This window comes from Rhodanobacter soli (assembly GCF_040548735.1).
GTDB lineage: Bacteria > Pseudomonadota > Gammaproteobacteria > Xanthomonadales > Rhodanobacteraceae > Rhodanobacter > Rhodanobacter soli_A.
Map to the genome: position 1 here is coordinate 1,255,885 of NZ_JBEPSD010000001.1, position 24,394 is coordinate 1,280,278.

The window sequence follows — 24,394 nt, forward strand, 5'->3', positions numbered from 1 at the left end:
TCTGCCGCCGTGAGGCGGTACGCATGATTCGGTGGAACAAAGGCGCGAGATGATAGCGGAGCCGTCATCTACGGCGCAAGCCCACCGACCGGCGAGCTGTGAGCTGGCAATGATAGCATGACCACCATGCTGCTTGAAAAGTCCCCCCTGCACGCACCTGCGGGCCGCATCGCCGAGCTGGCCGACCAATGCGTGCAGTGCGGGCTGTGCCTGCCGGTCTGTCCCACCTATGCGCTGGATCGCAACGAAGCGGAATCGCCGCGCGGGCGCATCGCGATCGCCTCCGCGCTGGCCCGCGGGCTGGCCGATCCCGCCGCCGAGCTGCGTGCGCACCTGGACCACTGCCTGGGCTGCCTGAACTGCGAAACGGTGTGCCCGGCGCATGTGCAGTACGGCGAACTGCTGGTGGAAACCCGTGCCCTGCTGGGACCCTCGCCGCAGCGGCCCCGATGGCTGCTGGAACTCGTCAAACGGCCAGCGCTGTTGCGCTTCCTTCGCCGGCTGGGCGGCGGGCTCGCGCTGTCGCGCTGGAAAGGCCCGCTGGCACGGCGCCTACCGACCGCTTCCCCGTGGCGCGCCGCCCTGCTCAACCTGCCGTCCACGCCACCGGCTGCGCGCGTCCGGGTTCGCCATGCAGTTCGCGGACGGCCCCACCTGGCGCTGTTCCCCGGCTGCGTGGCCAGCGTCGACGACGCCGAGGCGCAGCAGGCGGCGATCATCCTGCTGCAGGCGGCGGGCTTCGAGGTCAGCGTGCTGCCCGCGTTCTGCTGCGGCGCGATGGACCTGCACGGCGGCGCCGTGGAAGCTGCCGAACGTGCCGCGCAACGGGTACGCCAGGCCTGGGACGCCAGCGGCGCCAGCCAGCTGGTTTCGGTGACGCCCGGCTGCCTGGGCACGCTGCGCCGCGCCTTGCCTGGGGTGACCGTGCTCGATCCACTGGAACTGCTGGCGGCCCATGCCGGGACGCTGCACTTCCGCCCGCTGGCACGACGGGTAGCGCTGCACCTGCCGTGCACCCAGGTCAACGTGGCACGCAGCGACGATGCCTTGCTGCAGTTGCTGCGCCGGGTGCCGGGACTCGAGGTGCTGCCGTTGCCGCGGCCACCGCATTGCTGCGGCGCAGCCGGCAGCCACTTGCTGGAATTCCCCGCACGCGCCGCACAACTGCGCGACGATACGCTGCGGCAAGCCGCCACCCTGGATCCGCAACTGCTGTTGTCGTCCAATATCGGTTGTCGCCTGCACCTGGGCGCTGGTATCGACGCGCAGGGACTGCCCTGGCCGACCCGGCACCCGCTGACCTTGCTGGCCCAGCAACTCGAACAGCCCCCTCCGAACCAGGAAAGCCCATGACCGTGCGCACACTGAGCCCTCTCGACCGCCTGCTGGCCGGCTGCGAACGTGCGCTGGAGGCGATCGCCGGTTCACCGCAAGCGCATCGGCCGTCGCCCGCCAACGGCGTCGCCGAGACGGACATGGACGATGCCGAGCGCCGCCACGCCGCCGGACTGATGCGGATCAACCACACCGGCGAGGTCTGCGCGCAGGCGCTGTATTTCGGCCAGGCCGCGCTGGCGCGCAACGCCGACAACCGCCAGCACCTGCTGCACGCCGCGGCCGAGGAGACCGACCATCTGGCCTGGTGCGCCGAGCGCCTGCAGCAACTGGACAGCCGCCCGAGCCTGCTCAACCCGCTGTGGTACGCCGGAAGCTATGCGATCGGTGCGGCTGCCGCGCTGGCCGGCGATCCGCTCAGCCTCGGCTTCGTGGTCGAGACCGAACGCCAGGTGGAAGCCCACCTCGCCGAGCACCTGGAAAAACTGCCCGCACAGGACGAGCGCTCGCGCGCCGTGCTGACGCAGATGCAGTCGGACGAGATCCGCCACGCGCAGGCCGCGCAGCAGCGCGGCGGCATCGACCTGCCGTTCCCGCTGCCGCAGCTGATGCACGCCAGCTCGATGCTGATGAAGACGGTGGCTTATCGCGTGTAAACGGACTTCTGCATGGCAAACAGAAAAAACCCGCCTCTCGGCGGGTTTTTCGTCACATCAGGTTGCGGCCGTGGAACAGTTCCTCGATCTCGCGGCGCAGCAGCGACTCGATGCGCTGGCGCTCCTTGAACGAGAGGTCGTCGGCGTGCGACTCGAACAGGTAGGTGTCGAGGTCGAAGTCCTTGATGTGCATCTTCGTGTGGAACATGTTTTCCTGGTACACGTTGACGTCGAACATCTCGTACTTCTGGCGGATGTGCTTGGCCAGGTAGTCCTGCACCGAGTTGATCTTGTGGTCGATGAAGTGCTTCTTGCCCTTCACGTCGCGGGTGAAGCCGCGCACGCGGTAGTCGCACACCACGATGTCCGACTCGAAGCTGTCGATCAGGTAGTTCAACGCCTTCAGCGGCGAGATCACGCCGCAGGTGGCCACGTCGATGTCCGCGCGGAACGTGGCGATGCCGTTGTGCGGATGCGTTTCCGGATAGGTATGGACGGTGATGTGGCTCTTGTCCATGTGCGCGACCACCGCGCCGGCGATCGAATCGCGGCCGAGCTTCTCGACCACCGGCTCCTCGGAGATCAGCATGGTCACCGAGGCGCCCTGCGGATCGTAGTCCTGGCGCGCGATGTTCAGGATGTTCGCGCCGATGATCTCCGCCACGTCGGTGAGGATCTGGGTCAGGCGGTCAGCGTCGTACTGCTCATCGATGTACTCGATGTAGCGCCGGCGCTGGTCCTCGGACACCGCGTAGCAGATGTCGTAGATGTTGAAGCTCAACGCCTTGGTCAGGTTGTTGAAACCCTGCAGGCGCAGACGGGGAAGTGGTTTGACCACGGGCGGCTCTCCATGACCGGGTGTTCGGCCAGCAGTAGAGGCGGGTTAGCGACAAGGGTCCCCGCGATATGGTGTGAAGCGCAGGCGCACAGCCTGCACGACCCTTGTGAACCGCATGTGGCAACCTTGCCGCATCCGGAAGACCGCGGAGTATGCGGCAAAAGGAAAAGAAATTGAACCTGCCACAAGCGCTCAGGTTTGCCATAATGCCAAGCTTGCAAGGATGGTTCAGCGACGCGCATGGCGCGTGGCAACGACTGCCGCTGTAATGACAACCATCTGTAGGGGATGATCGTGGCGCAACTCAAGTACCAGCTCCAACAGGCTTTTGAACGCTCGCAGGCCCCGCTCGGCTTCGCACCGGACCCGGCCGCGATGGAACGTTTCCTGGCGCTGTGCCATCGCCGGCGCTACCCGGGCAAGACCGCGATCATCCGTCCCGGCGACCCGGCCAATACCCTGTATTACGTGGTCGAGGGCTCGCTGGCGGTGTGCACCGAGGACGAGCAGGGACGCGAACTGATCCTTGCCTACATCAGCCGCGGCCAGTTCATCGGCGAGATGGGCCTGTTCGTGGAGCAGGCCCAGCGCGAGTCGATGGTGCGCACGCGCACCCCGTGCGAGATGGCCGAGGTCAGCTACGAGCGCCTGTTCCAGCTGATGGAAGGCCCGCTGCGCGAGGAATGCCCGAAGATCCTGTTCGCGATCGGCTCGCAGCTGACCAACCGTCTGCTGCGCACCTCGCGTCAGGTCAGCCGGATGGCCTTCATGGACGTCACCAACCGCATCTCGCGCACCCTGCTCGACCTGTGCCAGGAGCCGGATTCGATGACCCACCCGGATGGCACCCAGATCCGCATCTCGCGCCAGGAAGTGAGCCGCATCGTGGGCTGCTCGCGCGAAATGGTCGGTCGCGTGCTCAAGCAGCTGGAGGAGCAGCGCATGATCGACGTCTCCGGCAAGACCATCGTGGTGCGCGGCACGCGCTGACCCGCGCAGGGGCTCACCCTGTCGCCACCTGAACCGTCTTTTTACGAAGACTGGTCAAGGATGGCGCTCCGCCATCGGTTGCGAGACGACGCTTGGATTACGGACAGTTCTTCATCTTTGTCGGTGTCGGCTTGCTCGCCCAACTGGTCGATGGCGCGCTGGGCATGGCCTACGGCCTGGTCTCCAACTCGATCCTGCTGGCGCTGGGCCTGCCGCCGGCGGTGGCCAGCGCCACCGTGCATACCGCCGAGGTATTCACCACCGGCGTTTCCGGCGCATCGCATGCCTGGTTCGGCAACGTGCGCTGGAAACTGTTCTGGCAACTGGCCATTCCCGGTGCGATCGGCGGCATCCTCGGCGCGACCTTCCTGGCCAGCGTGCCGGGCGAGGCGATCCGTCCCTGGGTCAATGCCTACCTGCTGATCCTCGGCACGATGGTGCTGTTGCGCGCCTTCGGCAAGCGGCTGACCCGCCACCAGGTACAGCACAGCGGCGTGCTGGGCTTCTTCGCCGGGCTGCTCGACGCGATCGGCGGCGGCGGCTGGGGGCCGCTGGCCACCAGCACCCTGATCGCGCGCGGCGGCGGCGTGCGCAGCACGATCGGCTCGGTCAACGCCGCCGAATTCGTGGTGACGGTCTGCGTCTCCGCCACCCTGGTCTGGCATGTCGGCGCCGGCCATTGGCCGATCGTGCTCGGCCTGCTCACGGGCGGCGTGATCGCCGCGCCGTTCGCAGCCTGGCTGGTGCGCCACCTGCCCGAGCACGCCGTGATGGCCGCCGTGGGCAGCCTGATCGTGCTGATCAGCCTGAGCCAGCTGGCGCAGGCGCTGCTCTAGGCGCGCGCCGCGCGCCGATCACGCGATGGCGCTCAGAACCATTCGACGCGGGTGATCGCGCGGCCCAGCGCCTTCTCGACTTTCTTGCACAGCGCGGGCGTGCCATTGACCAGCACCGCCTCGGCGGCCAGCTTCAGCATCGCCGCGTCATACATGGAATCGCCGTACGCCACCTGCCATTCGCTGAGTCCGTGCCGGGCCAGCGATTGCACCTTGCGGCGGCCCACGTTGTGCCACAGCGGCCGCATGCCGAGCCAGCCCGGGCGCAACTGCGAGGCGACGATCTCCAGGTTGGTCAGGCCCAGCTGCTGCATGATCCCGCTGACCAGGGTGTGTTCGCAGCCGGTCACCACGATGACCCGGTCGCCCTGCGCCTGGTGCCGGCGCAACGCCTGCAGGCCGTCGCGGCAGAACTGCTTCGGCCGCCGCGCCAGGGCGGCGGCGAATGCATTCGCGGCAACCTGGTAGCCCTGCTCGCCCAGCCCCAGCAGTGCGATGCGCACCAGCGTGTGCATCGGCAGGCGGCGCGAGAACGGCAGCTGCAACAGCAGCAGCGGCGTGCTCAGCAGCGCCAGCAGGCGGCGCCACCACGAGCAGCGGTAACGCTCGCGCATGAACAGGTAGAACGAATCGCCGCGGATCAGCACGCCGTCGAAATCGAACAGCACCACGCGCGGCAATGCCGCGTCCGCCGGCGCCAGCGCTTCCTGTTCCGGCATCACGGTCACGGGATCGAGAACAGCCGTCGCAGTTCGGCACCCGGGTCTTCGGCGCGCATGAACGCCTCGCCGACCAGGAACGCCTGGATGCCGCCCTCGCGCAGGCGCGCCACGTCTTCCGGCGTATGGATGCCGGATTCGGCCACCAGCACGCGGTCGTACTCGACCCGTTCCTGCAGGGCCAGCGAAGTCTCCAGCGAGGTCTCGAAGTTGCGCAGGTTGCGGTTGTTCACGCCGATCAGCGGCACCGGCAACGCCATCGCGCGCTCCAGCTCCTCCTCGTCGTGCACCTCGCACAGCACGTCCAGGTCGAGTTCCGCGGCCAGCAGCGACAGCTGCAGCAGCACGTCGTCGTCCAGCGCCGAGACGATCAGCAGGACGCAGTCGGCGCCGATCGCGCGCGCCTCGTACACCTGGTACGCGTCGATGATGAAGTCCTTGCGCAGCACCGGCAGCGAGCACGCCTCGCGCGCCTGCTGCAGGAACGCCTCGCTGCCCTGGAAAAAGTCGCTGTCGGTCAGCACCGACAGGCACGCCGCGCCGGCGGCCGCGTAGCTCTTCGCGATTGCGGCCGGGTCGAAATCCGTGCGGATCAGTCCCTTGCTCGGGCTGGCCTTCTTCACCTCGGCGATCACCGCCGGCAGGCCGGCGTCGATCTTCGCCTCGATCGCCGCGGCGAAACCGCGGGTGCCGGGCAGGTCCGCGATGCGCGCGATCAGTTCGGCCTCCGGCAGCCGGGCCCGGCGTTCGGCAACCTCTTCCGCCTTGCGGGCAAGAATGCGATTGAGAATGTCAGTCATGGCATCTCACTGGTGGTGTGGGAGCGCATCCCATGCGCGACAAGAGCACCGGCGCACCGGGCCGCGGCAGCTTCGCGCACCATGTACGCCTTACTGCGGATTGGCAAGCCGTCGGGTGGCCGCCACGAAGGCCTGCATTTTCGCATGCGCGGCGCCGCTGGCAATCGTGGCGCGGGCAAGATCGATGCCTTCGCCGATCGAAGCGGCCACGTCGGCCGTGTACAGCGCCGCGCCGGCGTTCAGACAAACGATGTCGTGCGCCACGCCGTGGCGCCCCTGCAGCACCTCCAGCAGCATCGTCTTCGACTCGTGCGCATTTTCCACGCGCAGATTACGGCTGGACGCCATCGCCAGGCCGAAATCCTCCGGCTCCACTTCGTACTCGCGCACCACGCCATCGCGCAATTCGCCGACCAGGGTCGCCGCGCCCAGCGAAATCTCGTCCAGCCCGTCGCGGCCCCACACCACCAGCGCATGCCGCGCGCCGAGTTGCTGCAGCGCGCGCACCTGGATGCCGACCAGGTCGGGATGGAACACGCCCATCAAGATGTTCGGCGCGCCGGCCGGGTTGGTCAACGGGCCGAGGATGTTGAACAGCGTGCGCACGCCCATTTCCTTGCGCACCGGCGCCACCACCTTCATCGCCGGATGGTGGTTCGGCGCGAACATGAAGCCGATGTCGGTCTCGGCCATGCACACGGCCACCTGCGCAGGCGACAGCTCGATCGCCGCGCCGAGCGCCTCCAGCACGTCGGCGCTGCCGGACTTCGACGATACGCTGCGCCCGCCGTGCTTGGCGATGCGTGCACCGGCCGCCGCCGCCACGAACATCGCCGTGGTGGAGATGTTGAAGCTGGACGAACCGTCGCCGCCGGTGCCCACGATATCGACGAAGTGCGCGTGCGGCGGCGCGTCCACCTTCGCCGACAGCTCGCGCATCACCCGCGCCGCGCCGGTGATCTCGCCCACCGTTTCCTTCTTCACGCGCAGGCCGGTGATGATCGCCGCGGTCATCAGCGGACTCACCTCGCCGTTCATGATCTGGCGCATCAGCGCGATCATCTCGTCATGGAAGATCTCGCGATGCTCGATCGTGCGCTGCAGGGCTTCCTGTGGCGTGATGGTGATCGCGCGGGCGTGGCCGTTCATGCCACCGCCTTTAGCGGCTTTCCGAGGAAATTGCGCAGCAGGTCGTGGCCGTGCTGAGTCAGGATCGACTCGGGGTGGAACTGCACGCCCTCGACCGCCAGCGTCTTGTGGCGCAGGCCCATGATCTCGTCGATCGAGCCGTCCGGGTTTTCCGTCCACGCGGTGATTTCCAGGCAATCCGGCAGCGACGACTGCTCCACCACCAGCGAGTGGTAGCGCGTGGCCTCGAACGGATTCGGCAGGCCGGCAAACACGCCCTGCCCGTGATGGATCACCGGCGACGTCTTGCCGTGCATGATCCGCTTCGCACGGATCACCTTGCCGCCGAACACCTGGCCGATCGCCTGGTGGCCCAGGCATACGCCGAACACCGGGATCTCGCCGGCCAGCTCGCGCAGCACGTCCAGCGACACGCCCGAATCATCCGGCGTGCCTGGCCCCGGCGAGATCATGATGTGCGAGGGCTTGAGCGCGCGGATGCCGGCCACGTCCAGCGCATCGTTGCGCACCACCCTGACCGCCTGCCCCAACTCGCCCAGGTACTGCACGAGGTTGTAGGTGAAGCTGTCGTAGTTGTCGATCATCAGCAGCATGGCGCGCCTTGCGGGACATGACGGCGCAGCGCGCCGGGCACGGCATTATAGCCGTGCCGTCCGCCCCGGTTCCGCCAGCGGCGCCAGCCGCACCCGCCAGGCCCCTGCTCAGGCGGTATCGCGCCGCGACTGTCGCGCCACCACGCTGGTGGCGGTGAGGTCGCCGGTGACGTTGCCCAGCGTGGCCAGCGCGTCGGGGATGGTGTCGACCGCCAGCATCAGGCCCAGCGGGCTGAGCGGCAGGCCCATCGCCTGCGCCACCGGCAGGTTGGTGGCGATGAAGGTGACCTGGCCCGGCAGGCCGACCGAGCCCAGGCTGATCACCACCGCCAGCAGCGCGCCGGCGAGCAGCTGCGCGGTGGACAGGTCGATGCCGTAGGCCCAGGCGATGAACACCGCCGAGGTGACGTACTGCACCGGACTGGTCAGGCGGAACAGGCTCACCGCCATCGGCAGCACCAGCGCGGCGACCTGCTTCGGGTAGCCGAGCCGGCGGTCGGCACTTTCCAGCATCGCCGGCAACGAGGCCAGCGAGGACTGCGTGCTGATCGCCACCACCTGCGCCGGCACCAGCGCCAGCGCGAAACGGCGCAACCGCTCGCCGCCGAAGGCCACCGCCAGCGGCAGCATCATCACGGTGACCGCCAGGTACAGCAGGCACTCCACCAGCACGTACACGCCGAGCGCGCTGAGCATGCCCAGGCCCGAACGCGCGCACACCGAAAGGATCAGCGCGAACACGCCCAGCGGCGCGATCCACAGCACCCAGCGCACGATCACGATCATCGCGTCGGCGATCGCCTGGAAGAACTCCATCAGCAGCGCGCGCCGCGCCGGTGCGATCCGGGTCAGCGCGAAACCGAGGAACAGCGCGAACACCACCAGCGGCAGCATCGCGCTCTGCGCCGCGGCCATGATCGCATTGCTGGGCACGATCGCGACCAGCGTATCGATCCAGTTCACCGGCGCCGCCTGCGCGGCCGCAGGCATGCTGGCATGATCGAGCGCGGCGACCAGCGCCGGATTGTGCGGGAACAGCGAAAACACCAGCGGCGCGGCCAGCGCCGCGAACACCGCGCCGCCGGTCAGCACCACGATGAACACCACGATCGCGCGCCGCGCGATGCGGCCCGAGGCGGCCGCGTCGGTGGCGGTGTTGACGCCCACCACCACCAGCGCCAGCACCAGCGGCACCACGGTCATCTGCAGCGCGTTCAGCCACAGCTTGCCGATCGGCTGCGCCACGTTGGCCACCTGCAACGCCACGCTTTCGTTCCAGCCGGCCAGCAGCAGGCCGATCAGCGCGCCGGTGGCCAGCCCGACCAGAACCCGGGTGGTCGCACTCACTGCGCGGCATCCGCGGCGGCGAGCGCCGGCAGTTGCCAGTCGGCGCGCAGCCGCTCGTACTCGGCCTGCGGCAGCAGCACGAAGACCGGATGCTGCTGCGGCTTCAACCAGGCCAGCAGCGACTCCATCACCGCCGGCGTCATGGCAGTACAGCCGGTGGTGGCGTCGGTGGGCGACTTCCACAGGTGCGCGAAGATGCAGCTGCCGCCCTGCGGCGCCGCCTGCGCGTTGTGCTCGATCACGAAGCCAAGCCTGTAGCGCTGGTCGCCGTTCGCGTGCAGGTCGCGTCGCATCGGTTCGCTGGAGCCCTTCACCGCGTCGGCGCCGACCACGTTCGCGTCGACGATGCGGTTGTACTGTGCCGTGCCGCTGACATCCATGCAGTAATCGGTGGCGCTGAGCGCGCGGTACGGCAGCGCAGTGGCCGCGTGCGCGGCGTAGCCGAACGCCTCGCCGATGCGGAATACGCCGGCCGGGCTGCGGCCGTCGCCTTCGCGCTTGAGCGGCCCGCCATGCTGCGGCGCGTTCAGGCCCAGGCCCCAGGCGGCGCCGCTCTTGCCGATGGTCACCGGCACGGCGGCGCGCACTTCACGCCAGCCGTCGCCGTCGCGCGCGAAGGTGCGCAGGGTGCCATGGTTCGCGTTCCAGCCGGCGGTGGTGACCAGCACCAGCTGGCGGGCGTCGTGCCAGGGCGTGGTCGCCGCGCCGGCGTGCGCGGCTCCGGCAAGCGTGATGGCAAACATCAGCGGGGCAAGGGTGCGGCGGCGAACAGTCATCAGCTTTCCATCCAATAGGTGAGCGTCACGCAACAAGTGTGGGAGTCCGCCAGGGAATGTTGTTCCTGCCCCGATTCCCGATTCCCGTAGCTAGGGCTCCAGCATCAGCTGGATGCGGTCGAGGTTGGCCAGCAGTTGCGCGTGGCGATCGTCGTGGCCTTCGCACAGTTGCACGAACACGCCGTCGAGCAGGTGCTGCAGCGCCGATTGGTACAGCAGCGGCTGGACGTACGGCAGCTCGTCGTGCGCGGATACCACCAGGGCAAGGTCGGCCAGCGCGCGCAGCGGGTTGGCGGTGTGCCGCGTCACCGTGATCACCTGGCCGCGGCGCTCGCGGAAGTAGCGTGCGATCTTGCACAGCGCCGGATGGTTGCCGTGCTCGGAGAACACCAGCAGCACGTCGCCGGCGCTGGCCGCGGAGACGTTCGCGGTCATCCGCGCGGTGTCGAAGTTGTGCACGGTGAGGATGCCCAGCAGCGACAGCTTCAGCGCGAAGCCGCGCGCGTGGATGTCGTCCTCGCCCAACCCGATGATGAACACCTTGCCGGCACGGCCGGCCTGCTCGATCGCGTCCGCCACGGCGTGGAGGGTTTCCGGCGGGTTGATCAGCCGGGTCGCTTCCTCGGCCTCGGACTTGCGCCGCCACAGGTTGCCGGCGGACGCCCCGCCGCCTTCGCCGCCGCTCGCCTCCGCGACCTGCGGCGTGTCGCCGTTGTCGGCACGCGCGATCGCCTCGCCGACCGAATACTTCAGGTCCGGATAACCCTTGAAGCCCAGCTTCTGGGTGAACTTGACCACGCTGGACTGGCTGATCCCCAGCGCGTTGGCCAGTTGCTGCGAGGAGTAGTCGCGCAGCAGCTGCGCGTTCTCCAGGATGAAGTCGGCGATGCGCCGCTCCACTGCCGACATCTGGTCGCGTTCCGAACGGATTTTGACCAGCGGCGACATCAGGCTTCGATCCTCTCCAATCCGCGGATCTCGCGGATGCCTAGTCCGGGGGCGTCCGTCACCGAGATTTCCGACTCGTTGAAGATTACCCCACCGTCGACCGGATTGAACTGGCACAGCGACGGGCCGTCCAGGTCGATCTTGGTGATCACGTTCGACTTCGCCACCGCCACGTGCACCGCCGCGGCCACGCTGATGCTGGTTTCCAGCATGCAGCCGATCATGCACTCGATGCCGTGCATGCCGGCGATGTCGGCGATGCGGATCGCGTTGGAGATGCCGCCGGTCTTCATCAGCTTGATGTTGATGATGTCGGCCGCGCGCAGGCGGATCAGCTCGATCACCTCCATCGGGCCGAACACGCTCTCGTCGGCCATCACCGGCGTGTGCACGCGCTCGGTGACGTAGCGCATGCCGGCCAGGTCGCGCGCCTTCACCGGCTGCTCGATCAGCTCCAGCTTGATGCCGGCATCCTCCAGCGTCTGCAGCGCGTACACCGCCTGCTTGGCGGTCCAGCCCTGGTTCGCGTCCAGCCGCAGCAGCGCGCGCCCTTCCACCGCGGCGTAGATCGCCTTGACCCGCTCGATGTCGACGCCGATGTCCTTGCCCACCTTGATCTTCAGCGACTCGAAACCGCGTTCCACCGCGGAGACCGAGTCGGCCACCATCTTGTCGATGTAGTCGACGCTGATGGTGATGTCGGTGGTGATCACCGGGTCGCCGCCGCCGAGAAGCTTGTACAGCGGCGCGCTGTAGAGCTGGCCCCACAGGTCGTACACCGCGATCTCCACCGCCGCCTTGGCGCTGGTGTTCTTCTCCATCGAGGACTGGATCAGCTGGGTGAGGTGGTTGAGGTCGGCGATGTCCTGGCCGATCAGCCGCGGCGAGATGTAGTGGCGGATCGCGTCGATGATCGAGCCGTGGGTATCGCCGGTGATTACCGCAGTGGCCGGCGCCTCGCCGTAACCGACCTGGCCCGAGTCGGTATGCACCATCACCACGATGTCCTCCACCATGTTGACCGTGCGCAGCGCCGTCTTGAACGGGGTCTTCAGCGGCACCCGCAGCATGCCGAACTGGATGTCGGTGATTTTCATGGGCAAGCCTTCATGGAATCTGTGTCCTTTTTCTTCTTGGTGCAGGCGCGCTCAGTGGCGGATGCGCACGATGCTGGTCATGCGGTCGACAAAGGTCTGCTTGTCGTTGAACAGCATCGGCAGCAGCGGGGTCACCGATACCGCATTGAGCTTCACGTGCGCCTTGCTGCCGTCGGCCTTGCGGTAACTCATGCCGCCCACGTCGTGGATCACGTACGGCTGGCCGTGCAGCTGGCCGATCACCATCATCACGTGGCCGGGGATATAGACCAGATCGCCCACCTGCAGTGCGTGCGCGGCCTTGATGCGCGCCTCGCGACTGTCCTTGTCGGTGAACAGCCGATGCTCCAGCGCCGGACTGATCGACTGCTTGCTGGTGTCGCGCGGCATCTGCACGCCCATGCTGCGATACACGTCGGATACAAAGCCGCTGCAATCGCGGCCATCGTACGAATGACCCCAACCGTAGCGCTCGCCGAGGAACTTGAAGGCCTGGCGGATGATGTTGGCCGGGGTGAGCGGCAGATAGTCGCTGGCGGTATCGGTGTTCTTCTGCAGCAGCGCGGGCGAGAACTGCAACTTGCCGGCCGCATCGCGCCACGGCAGTTCCAGCGTGTACGCGGCGTATGCCGTCTGCCCGTTCACCGGCTGATCCGGCGCCAGGCCACTGGCCAGTGGCACGCGCGTGCTCATGTCCAGTTGCAGCTGCGACACCTCGGGACGCTCGCGGGTGAACACCGTGCGTTCGCTGGCCCCGGTGATCACCCGGTACGGCGCCTTGTCGGCGTAACCGAAGACCTGCGCCGCACTGCCTTCGGCCACATTCTCCTTCCTCGTCCACGCGGCATAGCGCGGGCTCAGCACGAACAGCCACTGGCCGTCGGCACTGGCATGCGTGATCACCACCGGCACGCCGGGGAATTCGGCGGTCTCCTGGAAGCGGTCGATGTCGGTGTCGCCTTTCGAGCTGAACACGCGCAGGTCCGTCGGAAACGCGCGGAACGCGGCACGCTGCACGATCAGCCCGTAGCGCGCGGGCTGGCTGGCCGGGATCTTGTCCAGGGCAAGATCAGCCGCCATCGCATCGAACGTCGCTGACGGCACCGGCTTGCCCTCGACGTCGTACAGTTGGCGCGTGGGCCGTTCCGAAATCGCGTTGATCCAGCCACTGACCTGCTCGCGGGAGAGCGTGGCCGGCAACTTGCGCAGGTCGTGCATCGACGGATCGAGCTGCAGCAGCTTCGCGTTCTGCGCCTCGATCACGGCGCGGTCGAGGATCACCCGATCGGGCTCGGCTTGCAGGCCGATCCAGAACGCGGGAGTGAGCTGTGCCTCGCCGACGCCGAGCACGCCGGATGGCGGCACGGTCAACGCATCGTTCGCCTCGCGCGCCTGCAGCGGTGCGCCGGCGAAGGCGAGCGCAAGCGCGGTGGCAGCAAGCAGGGGAAATCGCATCGTCTTGGTCCTATGTTGAAGCTGCATCAGGTGGCCGCCAACGTGGACAGGATCGTCGCCACTAGCAGGCCGAAACCGGTGCCCAGGATGTAGCCGAGCAGGGCCAGCAGGATACCGACCGGCACCAGCGCGGCCGAATAGCTGGCCGCCAGGATCGGCGTGGCCGCCACGCCGCCAATATGCGCCAGCGAGGAGATCCCGCACAGGTACAGGTCGAAGCGGAAAAGTTTGGCGCAGCCGATCAGCAGCACCGCGTGGATCGCGATGATGGTGACGCCGCACAACAGGTACAGCGGCGCCGCGGCGATGCCCTGGAAGTTGCTCTGCGAGGCCAGCACCGCCACCACGCTGATCAGCATGGCACTGGAGATCGTGCTGGCGCCCGGAAACTCCGCCAGCGGCGTGTGCGCCACCACCAGGCCGAAACCGGTGGCCAGCAGGATGGTCCAGGTGGTCGCGCTGATCATGCCGGAAACCGGCAGCCAGCCGGCCAGCCAGCCCGACACCGCCGCCACCGCCAGCGCCATGCCCAGCCACAGCAGCACGCTGTCGTAGGTGGTCGGCGCTTTGGCCTTCACCGGCGCCAGCGGGATGTCGCCGCTGGATTTCGCCCGGGTCCAGCGGTTGAACGCCGGCGCCAGCCGCGCCACCGAGAACAGCACCACCACCCACATCGAATAGCCCAGCGCATCGGTCAGCAGCGACATCGCCAGGTAGGTGTCGGACATGCCGATCGCCTGCTTCACCGCGATCATGTTCGCGGTGCCGCCGACCCAGCTGCCGGAGAGCGCGGCCAGCGGCTGCCAGTCGTTGCCGGGCAGCCAGTGGCGATAGATCAGGTAGGTGCCGATGAAGGCCACGAACAGGCTCAGCGAGGTGCAGGCGAACACGCCCAGTACGCGCGGGCCGAGCCGCCAGATCGCGCGCAGGTCGCAGTTGATCATCAGCAGGAACAGCAGGGCCGGCACCATGTGCGAGACCAGCATCGACTGCGCCGCCTTGATCTCCGCGTTGACCTGCCACAGCCCGGAAACCGCCAGCGCGGTGACCAGCAGGTAGGTCAGCACGATCGGCGGCAACACCGAAAACACCTTCCAGCCGAAGCGGCGTTCCATTGCCGGAAACAAACCGGCGACCAGCAACATCAGCGCCAGGTAGGGCCAGACCGTGTGGATCACATGCATCCCCTCGTGGATCGTTCGCGGGCATTCGCAGGCTGGCTGGTTTCCACCATCAAGGAATAGCTGATTCTTATCGACTTCGATTGAAGCATAAATTATTGACCGGCATTTGCAAGCGTGTTACACAGCGGTTTCAGGGGATTCGTTGCGGGGATGTTTGTCGATGGATACGTTGCCACCGGTCGCACCCAAAGTACGCCGCCATGTGCGCGGCTTGCGCGTCGCCGTGTCCCTGCTCGCCCTGCTGCTCGCCGCACCGCTTGCCTTCGCCGGCAACGGCAGCGACGGCAAGGCGGTCACCCCCATCATCGCCCAGATCGACGCCGGCCACTTCAAGGCGGCCGACGCGGCGATCACCAGCGCCCTGGCACAGCCCGGGCTGTCCGCCGACACGCGCCATGCGCTCGCGTTCCAGCGCGAGCGCATGCGCCGCATCCTGCTCGACTTCACCCTGAGCGCCGACGACGTCAAGGCACGCGTGCGCAAGCAGATCCCCGACCTCAGCGACGCCGAGTTCGCGAAGTGGAACGCGGCCGGCCTGTTCGAGCACCAGGTCATCGACGGCAGGACGCTGTACTTCAAGCGTTCGCCCGGCAACCTGTTCCGGCTCAGCCCCGAGGCAGTGGCGCGGCGCGCCGTGCAAACGCCGATCGGCGACGGCCCGATGGAGTCGCTGAACGACCACCAGCGCGCGATCTACAAGGCCGCGCTGGCCGAACACCGCAGCAGCGTGCTGCCGCGCCGCCTGCGCATGACGCAGACGCTGACCGTCGACGCCGACGCCGTGCCCGCCGGCGAGACCGTGCGCGCGTGGATTCCGTATCCGCGCGCGGTGCCGAGCCAGCAGGAAGACATACGCTACGTCGCCAGCGTGCCGGCAAAGCACCAGATCGCGCCCGAATCGGCCATGCAGCGCACGGTATATCTGGAGAAACCCGCGGTGGCCGGCCAGAAGACGGTGTTCTCGGTCACCTACGAGCTGACCCTGTCCGCGCAATACCACGCGATCGACCCGGGCAAGGTCCAGGCGGAAACCATCACGCCGGAGCTGGCCCCGTTCGTGGCCGAGCGCGCGCCGCACATCGTGTTCACCGACGCCATGCGCAAGTTCTCGCACGACGCGGTCGGCGACGAGAAAAATCCCTATCGCATCGCGCAGAAACTGTTCGCCGCGGTCGACCGCATCCCCTGGGCCGGCGCGCGCGAGTACTCGACGATCTCCAACATCAGCGACTACGCGCTGCACGCCGGCCACGCCGACTGCGGCCAGCAGACCCTGCTGCTGATGACCCTGCTGCGCCTCAACGGCATCCCCACGCGCTGGCAGTCGGGCATGGTGTATTCCGACGACGGCAGCCGCTACAGCAACATCCACGACTGGGGCTACCTGTACCTGGCGCCGTACGGCTGGGTGCCGATGGACGTCACCACCGGCCGCCTGCAACCCGGCCCGGGCGACGACAAGGCGCTGGAGTGGTTCTACCTGGGCGGGCTCGACAACTACCGCATCGCGTTCAACGACGACTTCGGCCGCCGCTTCCAGCCGCCCAAGCAGCACTTCCGCTCCGACGACGTGGACTCGCAACGCGGCGAGGCCGAATGGCGCGGCGGCAACATCTATTTCGATCAATTGGGTTACGACTTCGACTGGCAGGTCCTGCCAGCGACGCACGGACGCAGCGGCAAATAACTACCGGCAGCTTTTCATAAACATGGCATCGACGGCGTCGATGGGGGAGATGGGGAAATGAGCAACACCCGGACATTGCGCAGAACCGTACTCGGCACGGCGCTCGGACTGGCGCTTGCCGCCTTCGGCGGGCCGCAGGCATACGCGGCCAACAACGACGGCTCGGTGGCCGGCCGCACCCAGGCTGGCGCCACCGTGGTCGTGATCAATCCGGCCACCGGCCTGACCCGTACGATCACGGCCGACAGCGACGGCAACTACCGCTTCCCGTTCCTGCCGGTGGGCCAGTACACCATCAGCGCAAGCAGCAGCGGCCAGCAGGTCGGCCCGACGCGCAACGTCACGGTGGCACTGGGCACCACCACGACGGTGGACCTGGGCGCAGCGGGCGCAACCAGCCTGGCCACGATTAACGTCACCGGCTCGGTGTTGCCGGTGATCGACGTGAGCTCCACCGAATCGGCCACCATCGTCTCGCGCGCCGACCTGGTGCGCCTGCCGGTCGACCAGAACGTCACCTCGGTCGCCCTGCTGGCGCCGGGTGTGGTCAAGGGCAATGCCGGCTTCGGCGGCATCTCCTTCGGCGGTTCGTCGATCGCGGAGAACGCGTTCTACGTCAACGGCCTCAACGTCACCGACTTCTACAACCGCAACGGCTTCTCCGAGGCACCGTTCGCCTTCTACGACCAGTTCCAGGTCAAGACCGGCGGCTACTCGGTCGAGTTCGGCCGCACCACGGGCGGCGTGGTCAACGCCGTGGCGCGCTCAGGCACGAACGAACTCAAGGGCGGCATGGAGATCACCCTGGAGCCCGGCAACTGGCACTCGCGCGCCGACGACCAGTACGACGCCGACGGCCATCGCTACCTTACCGCCAGCCGAGACCAGGACTCGCTGGTGAAGACGAACGTCTGGGCATCCGGCCCGATCGTCAAGGACAAGCTGTTCATCTTCGCCATGTACGAAGCCCGTGGCAGCAGCCCGCGCAACACCAACAACGCCGGCACCACGCTGACCTCCAACAACTCGGATACGGGCTTCTGGGGCACCACGGTCGACTGGAACATCACCGACAGCAACGTGCTGCAGCTGATGGCGTTCTCGGACAAGAACAAGAACACCGGCGACGTCTACAGCTACGACTTCGACACCAGCACCATCGGCACCAAGACCAACAAGGTCTTCACCGATACCGGCGGCAAGAACTGGGCGCTGACCTGGACCAGCTATCTCACCAACGACCTGTCGATGAAGCTGATGTACGGCCGCAACGAGCGCGAGGCGTTCACCCGCTCGCAGCTGGACATCGACTGCAACTACGTCTCGGCAAACAACGCGTTCATGCAGATCCACGACCCGGGCGTGCAGTTGGGCTGCACCAGCAGCTCCACCGTGTACGAGCGCAACGACACCCGCAAGCAGGCGCGCGCCGACTTCGAGTGGACCTTGGGCGACCACCTGCTGCGCTTCGGCTACGACCACGAGAACGACACCTCCGACTACAATCGCCACTACGCCGGGCCGGGCGCCTACTACTACAACCTCTACACCGCTGACCCCGGCGACACCATCTCCGGTGGCGGCGTAATGCCTGCGGGTTACGACGCCTACGTGCGTGCGCGCCGCTACGAGATCTCCGGCACCTTCACCACCAAAAACGCCGCCTACTACATCGAAGACAACTGGCAGGTGACGCCCAACCTGGTGCTCAACGCCGGCGTGCGCAACGACAGCTTCGACAACCAGGATGCCGCGGGCAACAGCTACATCAAGATGAGCCGCCAGATCGCGCCACGGCTGGGCTTCTCCTGGGACATGAAGGGCGACGGCAGCACCAAGATATTCGGCAACCTCGGCCGCTACTACCTGCCGGTGGCCAACGTGATCAACATCAAGCAGGCCGGCGGCCTGCTCGACGAGCGCACCTACTATGCGTTCGACGGCTGGGACTACCAGACCCTCAACGGCGTCGAGTACGCCATCCCGAAACTCGGGCCACAGATCGGCGGCGTCGACGACTCGCAGGGTGATGGCACGGTGGGCGACCTGCGTTCCGAAGTCGACCACGACATGGACCCCGTCTACCAGGACGAGGCGATCCTGGGCTTCCAGCAGCTGATCAACTCGCAGTGGTCGTGGGGCGCCAGCGCCACCTATCGGCGCCTGCATAACGCGATCGACGACATGGAGATCAGCGCCACCGCCCAGTGTGGTGAAGACGGCTATATCGGCTGGGTGATGGCCAACCCGGGCAAGAAGGTCACCGTGTGGGGCGACACCAACTGCGACGGCACCGCCGATGGCTATCTCACCGTCGACACATCGAAGGAAGGCTGGGCGATGTATGACGCCGACGGCAACTACCTGGGCCAGCGCGGCTGGGTGAAGCCGAAGCGCACCTACGCCGCTGTCGAGCTGCAGCTGAATCGCGCGTGGGACGAGAAGTGGTCGATGAACGCCTCGTACACGATGTCGTGGAACCGCGGCAATGCGGAAGGTCCGGTCAACTCGGACACCGATTTCGACGACACCGGCCGCACCGAGAACTTTGATGACCCATGGGTCAATCTGGGCGGTAACGGCTACCTGCCGAACGACCGCCGCCACCAGTTCAAGCTGCGCGGCACCTATGCGCTCACCCCGCACTGGCAGCTTGGCGCCGACGTCAACGCGGCCTCCGGCGGCCCGATCACCGGCTTCGGCGTGGGCAACCCCTACGACGCCACCAACTACCACAGCTACTTCATCTGCGTGCAGAACTGCGATGCGCCGGCATCCGAGGATCGCGTCTACGAGCGCTCGCCGCGCGGCAAGTACGGCCGCCTGCCGTGGACCTTCACGCTCAACGCCGGCCTCAGCTATATCCAGCCGTTCGACGGCGGCGAGTTCCGCGTGAAGCTGGCTGTCTACAACCTGCTCAACCAGAAGCACACCACGGCGGTTGACCAGGACCTGCAGACGTCCATCTCCAATTCCACCAGCGATACATTCCGCCAACCGCTGGGCTTCCAGTCACCGCGCTTCACCCAGCTGACCATGTCCATCAACTTCTGATCGTCCTCCCCGATCGCGGCCCGCCCGGGTGGCGGGCCGCTCTTTTTTCCGGTACCACTGCACCAACTACTGATAACGAGCCCATGTCCACGCAGACGACAAGTCGCCCGGCAGCGCAGGAAACTACCCGGGAAACGGATAATGCCCATGGCATGTTCGACGGCGTCGATCTGCAGCAACTGGCCGAACGCATCCCCACCCCATTCCACGCCTATTCCGCCAGCGCGATCAGGCAGCGCATCGATGAGCTGCAGGCCGCACTGGCCGGGCTCGATGCCACCATCTGCTTCGCGGTCAAGGCCAATCCGAACCTCGCCATCCTGCAGTTGATGGCGCAAGCCGGCGTCGGCGCCGACATCGTCTCGGTCGGCGAACTGCGCCGCGCCCTCAACGCCGGCATGCCGGCCGAACGCATCGTGTTCTCCGGTGTGGGCAAGAGCGCCGACGAGATCGCCGGCGCGCTGAACGTCGGCATCATGCGCTTCAACGTCGAATCGCTGGACGAGCTGCACACCCTGCAGCGCGTGGCCCGCGCGCAGGAAGTGATCGCGCGCGCCGCCGTGCGCATCAACCCCGACGTGGACGCGCAGACCCACGCGAAGATCTCCACCGGCAAGTCGGAGAACAAGTTCGGCGTCAGCATCGACGAGGCGCGCCGCTGGTTCGCCGAACGCGGCCAGCTCTCCCACGTGCAGCTCGACGGCCTGCACGTGCACATCGGCTCGCAGATCCTCAGCGTCGAACCGTTCCGGCTCGCGCTGCAGCGGGTCGCCGCGTTCTGGCGCGAACTCGAGCAGGCCGGCCACCCGATCAACAGCATCGACGTCGGCGGTGGACTGGGCGTCCGCTATCGCGCCGGCGTGGACCAGCCGGTGGCCGCGGCCGATTACGTCGGCGTGATCCGCGAAGCGCTGGCCGACTACCACGGCAAGCTGCTGCTGGAACCGGGCCGCTACCTGGTCGCCGAAGCCGGCGTGCTGCTGACCCGGGTGATCCGCGTCAAGCCCGGCATCGAGCGCAACTTCCTGGTGCTCGACGCGGCGATGAACGACCTGCAGCGGCCCAGCCTGTACGACGCCTGGCACGACATCGTGCCGGTGGCGGACGAGCCGCGCCCGATGACCACCTACGATATCGTCGGCCCGGTCTGCGAGACCGGCGACACCTTCGCCCGCGCCCGCGAACTGCCCGAATGCGCGGCGGGCGACCTGTTGCTGATCAAGGCCACCGGCGCGTACGGTACGTCGATGGCCTCCACCTACAACTCGCGGCCGCTGGCCGCCGAGGTACTGCTGCAGCGGGGCCGCTACGCCGTGGTGCGGCGGCGCCAGCACTTCGAGGAAATGATCGCCGGCGAACAGCCGGCCCGGAACTGGGAAACGCCATGAAAACGACTGCCCGCCTTGCCATCTTCGCCGCTCTGAGCTTCGCCGGCGCGCTGCCCGCGCAAGCGCAGCAGGATCCGCCGGTCACCATCGACACCCACGTCGACATCCCCTTCGACTACATGGGCGAGCCCCGCTTCGACGTCGGGCACGACACCCGCCTGCTGGTCGACCTGGGCAAGATGGAGCGCGGCGGCCTGAACGCGGCGTTCTTCGTGATCTGGGTGCCGCAGCACAAGCTCGACGCCGCCGGCTACGCCAAGGCGGTGAAACAGGCCAGCCAGAAATACGACGGCATCGGCCGCATGCTGATGATGTACCCCGACCGCATCCGCCTGGCCACCACGCCCGAGCAGCTGATGGCCAACCACAAGGCCGGCCTGCTCTCGGCGACGATCGAGATCGAGAACGCCTACTCGCTCGGCCACGACATCCACCGCCTCGACGCCGCGTTCGATCGCGGCGCGCGCTCCGTCGGCCTGGTCCACGTCGGCAACAACGACCTGTGCACCAGTTCGCTGCCCGACACCGAGCATGGCGAGCCGGCGATGAACAGCGCCGGCGACAAGGGCATGAGCGACTTCGGCCGCGCCGTGGTGAAACGCGCCAACCAGCTCGGCATGATGGTCGACATCTCCCACGCCTCGGACAACTGCGTGCGCGATGCGCTCAAGGTGTCCAGCACGCCGATCATCGCCTCGCATTCCGGCGCACGCGCCGTGCTCGACCACCCGCGTAACCTGCCCGACGACCTGCTGCGCGCGATCGCCGCCAAGGGTGGCGTGGTCGATGCCGTGGCCTACAAGGAATTCCTGAAGAAGGATCCGGGCCGCGAGGCCGCGGAAAAGAAACTGCAGAACGCCATCGCCAAACAGGCCGGTGAGAAGGAATACGACAGCGACAGCGACGACTACCGGCCGGAGATGGAAGCCGGCATGGCCGAGATCCAGAAGAAATACCCGCTGGCCACCCTGGACGATTACGTGAAGCAGATCCGCCACATGGTGAAGATCGCCGGCATCGACCACGTCGGGATCGCCTCCGACTTCGACGGCGGCGGCGGCATCACCGGCTGGAAGGACGCCAGCGAAACCCGCAACGTCACCGCCGCGCTGCGCCGCGCCGGTTTCAGCGACGCCGACATCGCCAAGCTATGGGGCGGCAACCTGCTGCGCGTGTGGGGCGAGGTCGAGCGCCATGCCCAGCACTGACGCGAGCGGCTCGCTTTCGCTCTCTCCCCTGCCATGCAGGGGAGGGTTGGGGAGGGGTGCTCTTGCCCTCCTGCTCCTGCTCGCCGCCCCGGTCGCCACCGCTCAAACCGCCAATCCCTACGACAAGATCGTCGACGCCACCGTCGCCCGCTACCACCTGCCCGGCATCGCCGTGGGCGTGATCGAGAACGGGCAGGTCGTCTACACACGCACCGTGGGCGAAACCATTGCCGGCTCGGGCCAGAAGATCACTCCGCAGACGCTGTTCAAGATCGCCTCCAACAGCAAGGCGATGACCACCGCCCTGCTCGGCCGGCTGGTCGACCAGGGCAAGCTGCGCTGGGACGATCCGGTGACGAAGTACCTGCCGCAGTTCCGCATGCACGATCCGTGGGTCACCGCGAACATGCGCGTGGCCGACCTGCTCACCCATTCCAGCGGCCTACCCGAAGGCGGCGGCGACCTGATGCTGTGGCCGGAGCCGAACGCGTTCACCCGCGCCGACATCATCCACGGCCTGGCCTTCATCAAGCCCGGCTACAGCTTCCGCTCGCAATACCAGTACGACAACCTGCTCTACGTGGTCGCCGGCGAAGTAGCCGCCGCCGCGGGCGGCGCGCCCTACGAGACGCTGATGCGGCGCGAAGTATTCGAGCCGCTGCACCTGGACCGCTGCCAGGTCGGCGCGTGGAACCGCGACACGGTGGGCGACGTGGCCACGCCGCATCGCCGCGACGGCGGCCGCAACGTGCCGATCCCCGAAGACGCGGCGATCCCCGCGATCACCTCGGCCGCCGCCGGCGGCATCCGCTGCGACCTCACCGACATGCTGAGCTGGGCCCGCAACTGGCTGGTGCCCACCACGGCGCAGCTGAAGTGGCTGTCGCCGGTGCAGCGCGGCGTGCTGCAGGCGCCGCACATGCTGATCCCGGTTTCCGAACAGCGCCGTGCATGGGACAACACACACGTGATGGCCTACGGCTACGGCTGGCGCATGGCCGACGTCGACGGTCAGTGGAGCGTGTGGCACACCGGCACGCTGAACGGCATGTACTCGATGCTGGCCCTGCTACCGGACCGCAAGAGCGGCTTCGTGTTCATGATCAACGGCGAGGCGGACGACGCGCGCACCGTGCTCGGCGAGGCACTGATGAAGCACTTCACCGCACCCGGCGACAGCCGCGACGTGCGCTGGTACGCCGACGCGCTGGAACAGAAGGCGAAGCAGCGGTCGCCGTCCTCGTCCGCCCCGGACACCTCGGCGCAGCGACCAGCCAGCGCGGCCGAACTGGCGCGCTGGAGCGGGCAGTATCGTGACCCGTGGTTCGGCGACATCACCCTGTGCCCGCGCGATGGAAAGATGCATTTCGCCGCCGCGAAATCGCCCACGCTGGCCGGCACGGTGATGCGTCTTGGCGACCGCTACCTCGTGCACTGGGACGGCGGCGAGCTGGATGCCTGGCTGGATTTCCACGCGGCCACCGCCAGCCAGCCGATCACCCTGCGCATGGCCAAGCTCGACCCGCAAGGCGACTTCAGCTCCGACTACGAAGATCTGGATTTCCAGCGCAGTGGGGATTGCCATTGATGATGACCTCGACCTGCCGTCCCCTGCTCCTGTTCGGCTTGCTCATCGCCCTCGGCGTCACCGGCCACGCCCATGCCGAGGAGCAACCGCCCACCCTGTCGCCGGCGAAGACCGCCGCCGCGGCGAACCTGGTCGACATCCGCAGCCTGGTGCCGGACATGGCCGAGGACATCAAGTACGCCGGTAGCGACAATTTCATGGGCACGCCGGCGGACGGCTATCGCGCGCCGAAATGCCTGCTGCTGCGGCCGGTCGCCGAAGCGCTGGCGAAGGTCGAGCACGAGCTGCGCGCGCAGCACCGGCGCCTGAAGATCTGGGACTGCTATCGTCCCGCCCGCGCGGTGGCGCACTTCATGCGCTGGGCGCACGACCTGGGCGACCAGCGCACCAAGCCGCAACACTATCCCAGGCTGGACAAGTCGACCCTGTTGAACGGCTACATCGCGAAGAGTTCCGGCCACAGCCGCGGCGCCACCATCGACCTCACCCTGCAGCAATGCGCCGCCGACGGCAGCCACTGCAAGCCGCTGGACATGGGCACCGATTTCGACTTCTTCGACGTGCGCGCGCATACCGACACGCCCGACGTCACCGCGCAGCAACACGCGAACCGCCTGCTGTTGCGCGACGCGATGCAGCGCGAAGGCTTCCGCAACTATCCGATGGAGTGGTGGCACTACACCCTCTCGCCGGAACCGACGCCGCATACGCTCTACGACGTGCCGGTGCAATGACGGCACCACGAA

Annotated in this window: 21 protein-coding genes; 10 read left to right on the plus strand and 11 right to left on the minus strand. The window is 67.3% G+C overall.

Annotation, left to right across the window (positions count from 1 at the left end; all coding sequences use genetic code 11):
* The first annotated feature begins 117 nt into the window (after positions 1–117).
* Together ABIE04_RS05905 and coq7 are read left to right on the plus strand one after the other, a co-directional pair.
* The gene (locus ABIE04_RS05905; RefSeq protein WP_354547625.1) at positions 118–1,353 is read left to right on the plus strand and encodes a (Fe-S)-binding protein; all 1,236 of its coding nucleotides are present in this window, start codon (positions 118–120) and stop codon (positions 1,351–1,353) included.
* The gene (gene coq7 / locus ABIE04_RS05910; RefSeq protein WP_354547626.1) at positions 1,350–1,991 is read left to right on the plus strand and encodes a 2-polyprenyl-3-methyl-6-methoxy-1,4-benzoquinone monooxygenase; all 642 of its coding nucleotides are present in this window, start codon (positions 1,350–1,352) and stop codon (positions 1,989–1,991) included. Before ABIE04_RS05905 ends, coq7 begins: the two co-directional genes overlap by 4 nt.
* 52 nt (positions 1,992–2,043) lie before the next feature.
* Here the strand turns inward: coq7 and speD are convergent, their stop codons facing one another.
* Positions 2,044–2,829, minus strand: coding sequence for an adenosylmethionine decarboxylase (gene speD, locus ABIE04_RS05915; RefSeq protein ID WP_056387873.1), 786 nt, complete (start codon positions 2,827–2,829; stop codon positions 2,044–2,046).
* Between the two features lie 288 nt (positions 2,830–3,117).
* On the opposite strand from speD, the gene crp reads away from it, so the two are divergent.
* Positions 3,118–3,819, plus strand: a complete 702-nt coding sequence (gene crp / locus ABIE04_RS05920; protein WP_056387876.1) for a cAMP-activated global transcriptional regulator CRP — start codon at positions 3,118–3,120, stop codon at positions 3,817–3,819.
* Positions 3,820–3,911: 92 nt separating this feature from the next.
* Positions 3,912–4,655: a sulfite exporter TauE/SafE family protein gene (locus tag ABIE04_RS05925; RefSeq protein ID WP_354547627.1), complete on the plus strand. Its 744-nt coding sequence runs from the start codon at positions 3,912–3,914 to the stop codon at positions 4,653–4,655.
* Positions 4,656–4,687: 32 nt separating this feature from the next.
* Here the strand turns inward: ABIE04_RS05925 and ABIE04_RS05930 are convergent, their stop codons facing one another.
* From ABIE04_RS05930 to ABIE04_RS05975, 10 genes are all read right to left on the minus strand, one after another.
* Complete coding sequence (locus ABIE04_RS05930; RefSeq protein WP_354549794.1) at positions 4,688–5,374, minus strand: HAD family hydrolase; 687 nt, start codon at positions 5,372–5,374, stop codon at positions 4,688–4,690.
* Positions 5,375–5,379: 5 nt separating this feature from the next.
* Positions 5,380–6,174 carry an indole-3-glycerol phosphate synthase TrpC gene (gene trpC, locus ABIE04_RS05935; protein ID WP_354547628.1) on the minus strand — a complete coding sequence of 265 codons (795 nt, stop codon included), beginning with the start codon at positions 6,172–6,174 and terminating at the stop codon, positions 5,380–5,382.
* A gap of 90 nt (positions 6,175–6,264) precedes the next feature.
* Positions 6,265–7,323, minus strand: a complete 1,059-nt coding sequence (gene trpD, locus ABIE04_RS05940; RefSeq protein WP_354547629.1) for an anthranilate phosphoribosyltransferase — start codon at positions 7,321–7,323, stop codon at positions 6,265–6,267.
* Complete coding sequence (locus tag ABIE04_RS05945) at positions 7,320–7,916, minus strand: anthranilate synthase component II (RefSeq protein ID WP_354547630.1); 597 nt, start codon at positions 7,914–7,916, stop codon at positions 7,320–7,322. The genes trpD and ABIE04_RS05945 overlap by 4 nt, the downstream gene beginning before the upstream one ends.
* Positions 7,917–8,024: 108 nt before the next feature.
* Positions 8,025–9,263 (minus strand): dicarboxylate/amino acid:cation symporter, encoded by a 1,239-nt coding sequence (locus tag ABIE04_RS05950; protein WP_354547631.1) that lies wholly within the window; start codon positions 9,261–9,263, stop codon positions 8,025–8,027.
* A complete protein-coding gene (locus tag ABIE04_RS05955) occupies positions 9,260–10,039 on the minus strand; it encodes a L,D-transpeptidase family protein (RefSeq protein ID WP_354547632.1) in 780 nt (259 codons plus the stop codon). Before ABIE04_RS05955 ends, ABIE04_RS05950 begins: the two co-directional genes overlap by 4 nt.
* Positions 10,040–10,129: 90 nt before the next feature.
* Complete coding sequence (locus ABIE04_RS05960) at positions 10,130–10,987, minus strand: MurR/RpiR family transcriptional regulator (RefSeq protein WP_354547633.1); 858 nt, start codon at positions 10,985–10,987, stop codon at positions 10,130–10,132.
* Complete coding sequence (locus ABIE04_RS05965; protein ID WP_354547634.1) at positions 10,987–12,084, minus strand: dipeptide epimerase; 1,098 nt, start codon at positions 12,082–12,084, stop codon at positions 10,987–10,989. Before ABIE04_RS05965 ends, ABIE04_RS05960 begins: the two co-directional genes overlap by 1 nt.
* A 51-nt stretch (positions 12,085–12,135) precedes the next feature.
* Positions 12,136–13,539, minus strand: coding sequence for an SH3 domain-containing protein (locus ABIE04_RS05970; protein WP_354547635.1), 1,404 nt, complete (start codon positions 13,537–13,539; stop codon positions 12,136–12,138).
* A gap of 26 nt (positions 13,540–13,565) precedes the next feature.
* Complete coding sequence (locus ABIE04_RS05975) at positions 13,566–14,723, minus strand: DUF819 family protein (protein ID WP_354547636.1); 1,158 nt, start codon at positions 14,721–14,723, stop codon at positions 13,566–13,568.
* 160 nt (positions 14,724–14,883) lie between these two features.
* Between ABIE04_RS05975 and ABIE04_RS05980 the strand changes: the two genes are divergently transcribed.
* The 6 genes from ABIE04_RS05980 (at position 14,884) to ABIE04_RS06005 (ending at position 24,382) form a co-directional block, all read left to right on the plus strand.
* Positions 14,884–16,410, plus strand: a complete 1,527-nt coding sequence (locus ABIE04_RS05980; RefSeq protein WP_354547637.1) for a transglutaminase-like domain-containing protein — start codon at positions 14,884–14,886, stop codon at positions 16,408–16,410.
* Between the two features lie 57 nt (positions 16,411–16,467).
* The gene (locus ABIE04_RS05985) at positions 16,468–19,464 is read left to right on the plus strand and encodes a TonB-dependent receptor (protein ID WP_354547638.1); all 2,997 of its coding nucleotides are present in this window, start codon (positions 16,468–16,470) and stop codon (positions 19,462–19,464) included.
* Positions 19,465–19,547: 83 nt separating this feature from the next.
* Positions 19,548–20,852 carry a diaminopimelate decarboxylase gene (gene lysA / locus ABIE04_RS05990; protein WP_354547639.1) on the plus strand — a complete coding sequence of 435 codons (1,305 nt, stop codon included), beginning with the start codon at positions 19,548–19,550 and terminating at the stop codon, positions 20,850–20,852.
* Positions 20,849–22,060: a dipeptidase gene (locus ABIE04_RS05995; protein WP_354547640.1), complete on the plus strand. Its 1,212-nt coding sequence runs from the start codon at positions 20,849–20,851 to the stop codon at positions 22,058–22,060. Before lysA ends, ABIE04_RS05995 begins: the two co-directional genes overlap by 4 nt.
* On the plus strand, positions 22,047–23,648 hold the full coding sequence (locus ABIE04_RS06000) for a serine hydrolase (protein WP_354547641.1): 1,602 nt from the start codon (positions 22,047–22,049) through the stop codon (positions 23,646–23,648). The genes ABIE04_RS05995 and ABIE04_RS06000 overlap by 14 nt, the downstream gene beginning before the upstream one ends.
* Positions 23,648–24,382, plus strand: a complete 735-nt coding sequence (locus ABIE04_RS06005) for a M15 family metallopeptidase (protein ID WP_354547642.1) — start codon at positions 23,648–23,650, stop codon at positions 24,380–24,382. The genes ABIE04_RS06000 and ABIE04_RS06005 overlap by 1 nt, the downstream gene beginning before the upstream one ends.
* Positions 24,383–24,394 lie beyond the last annotated feature (12 nt).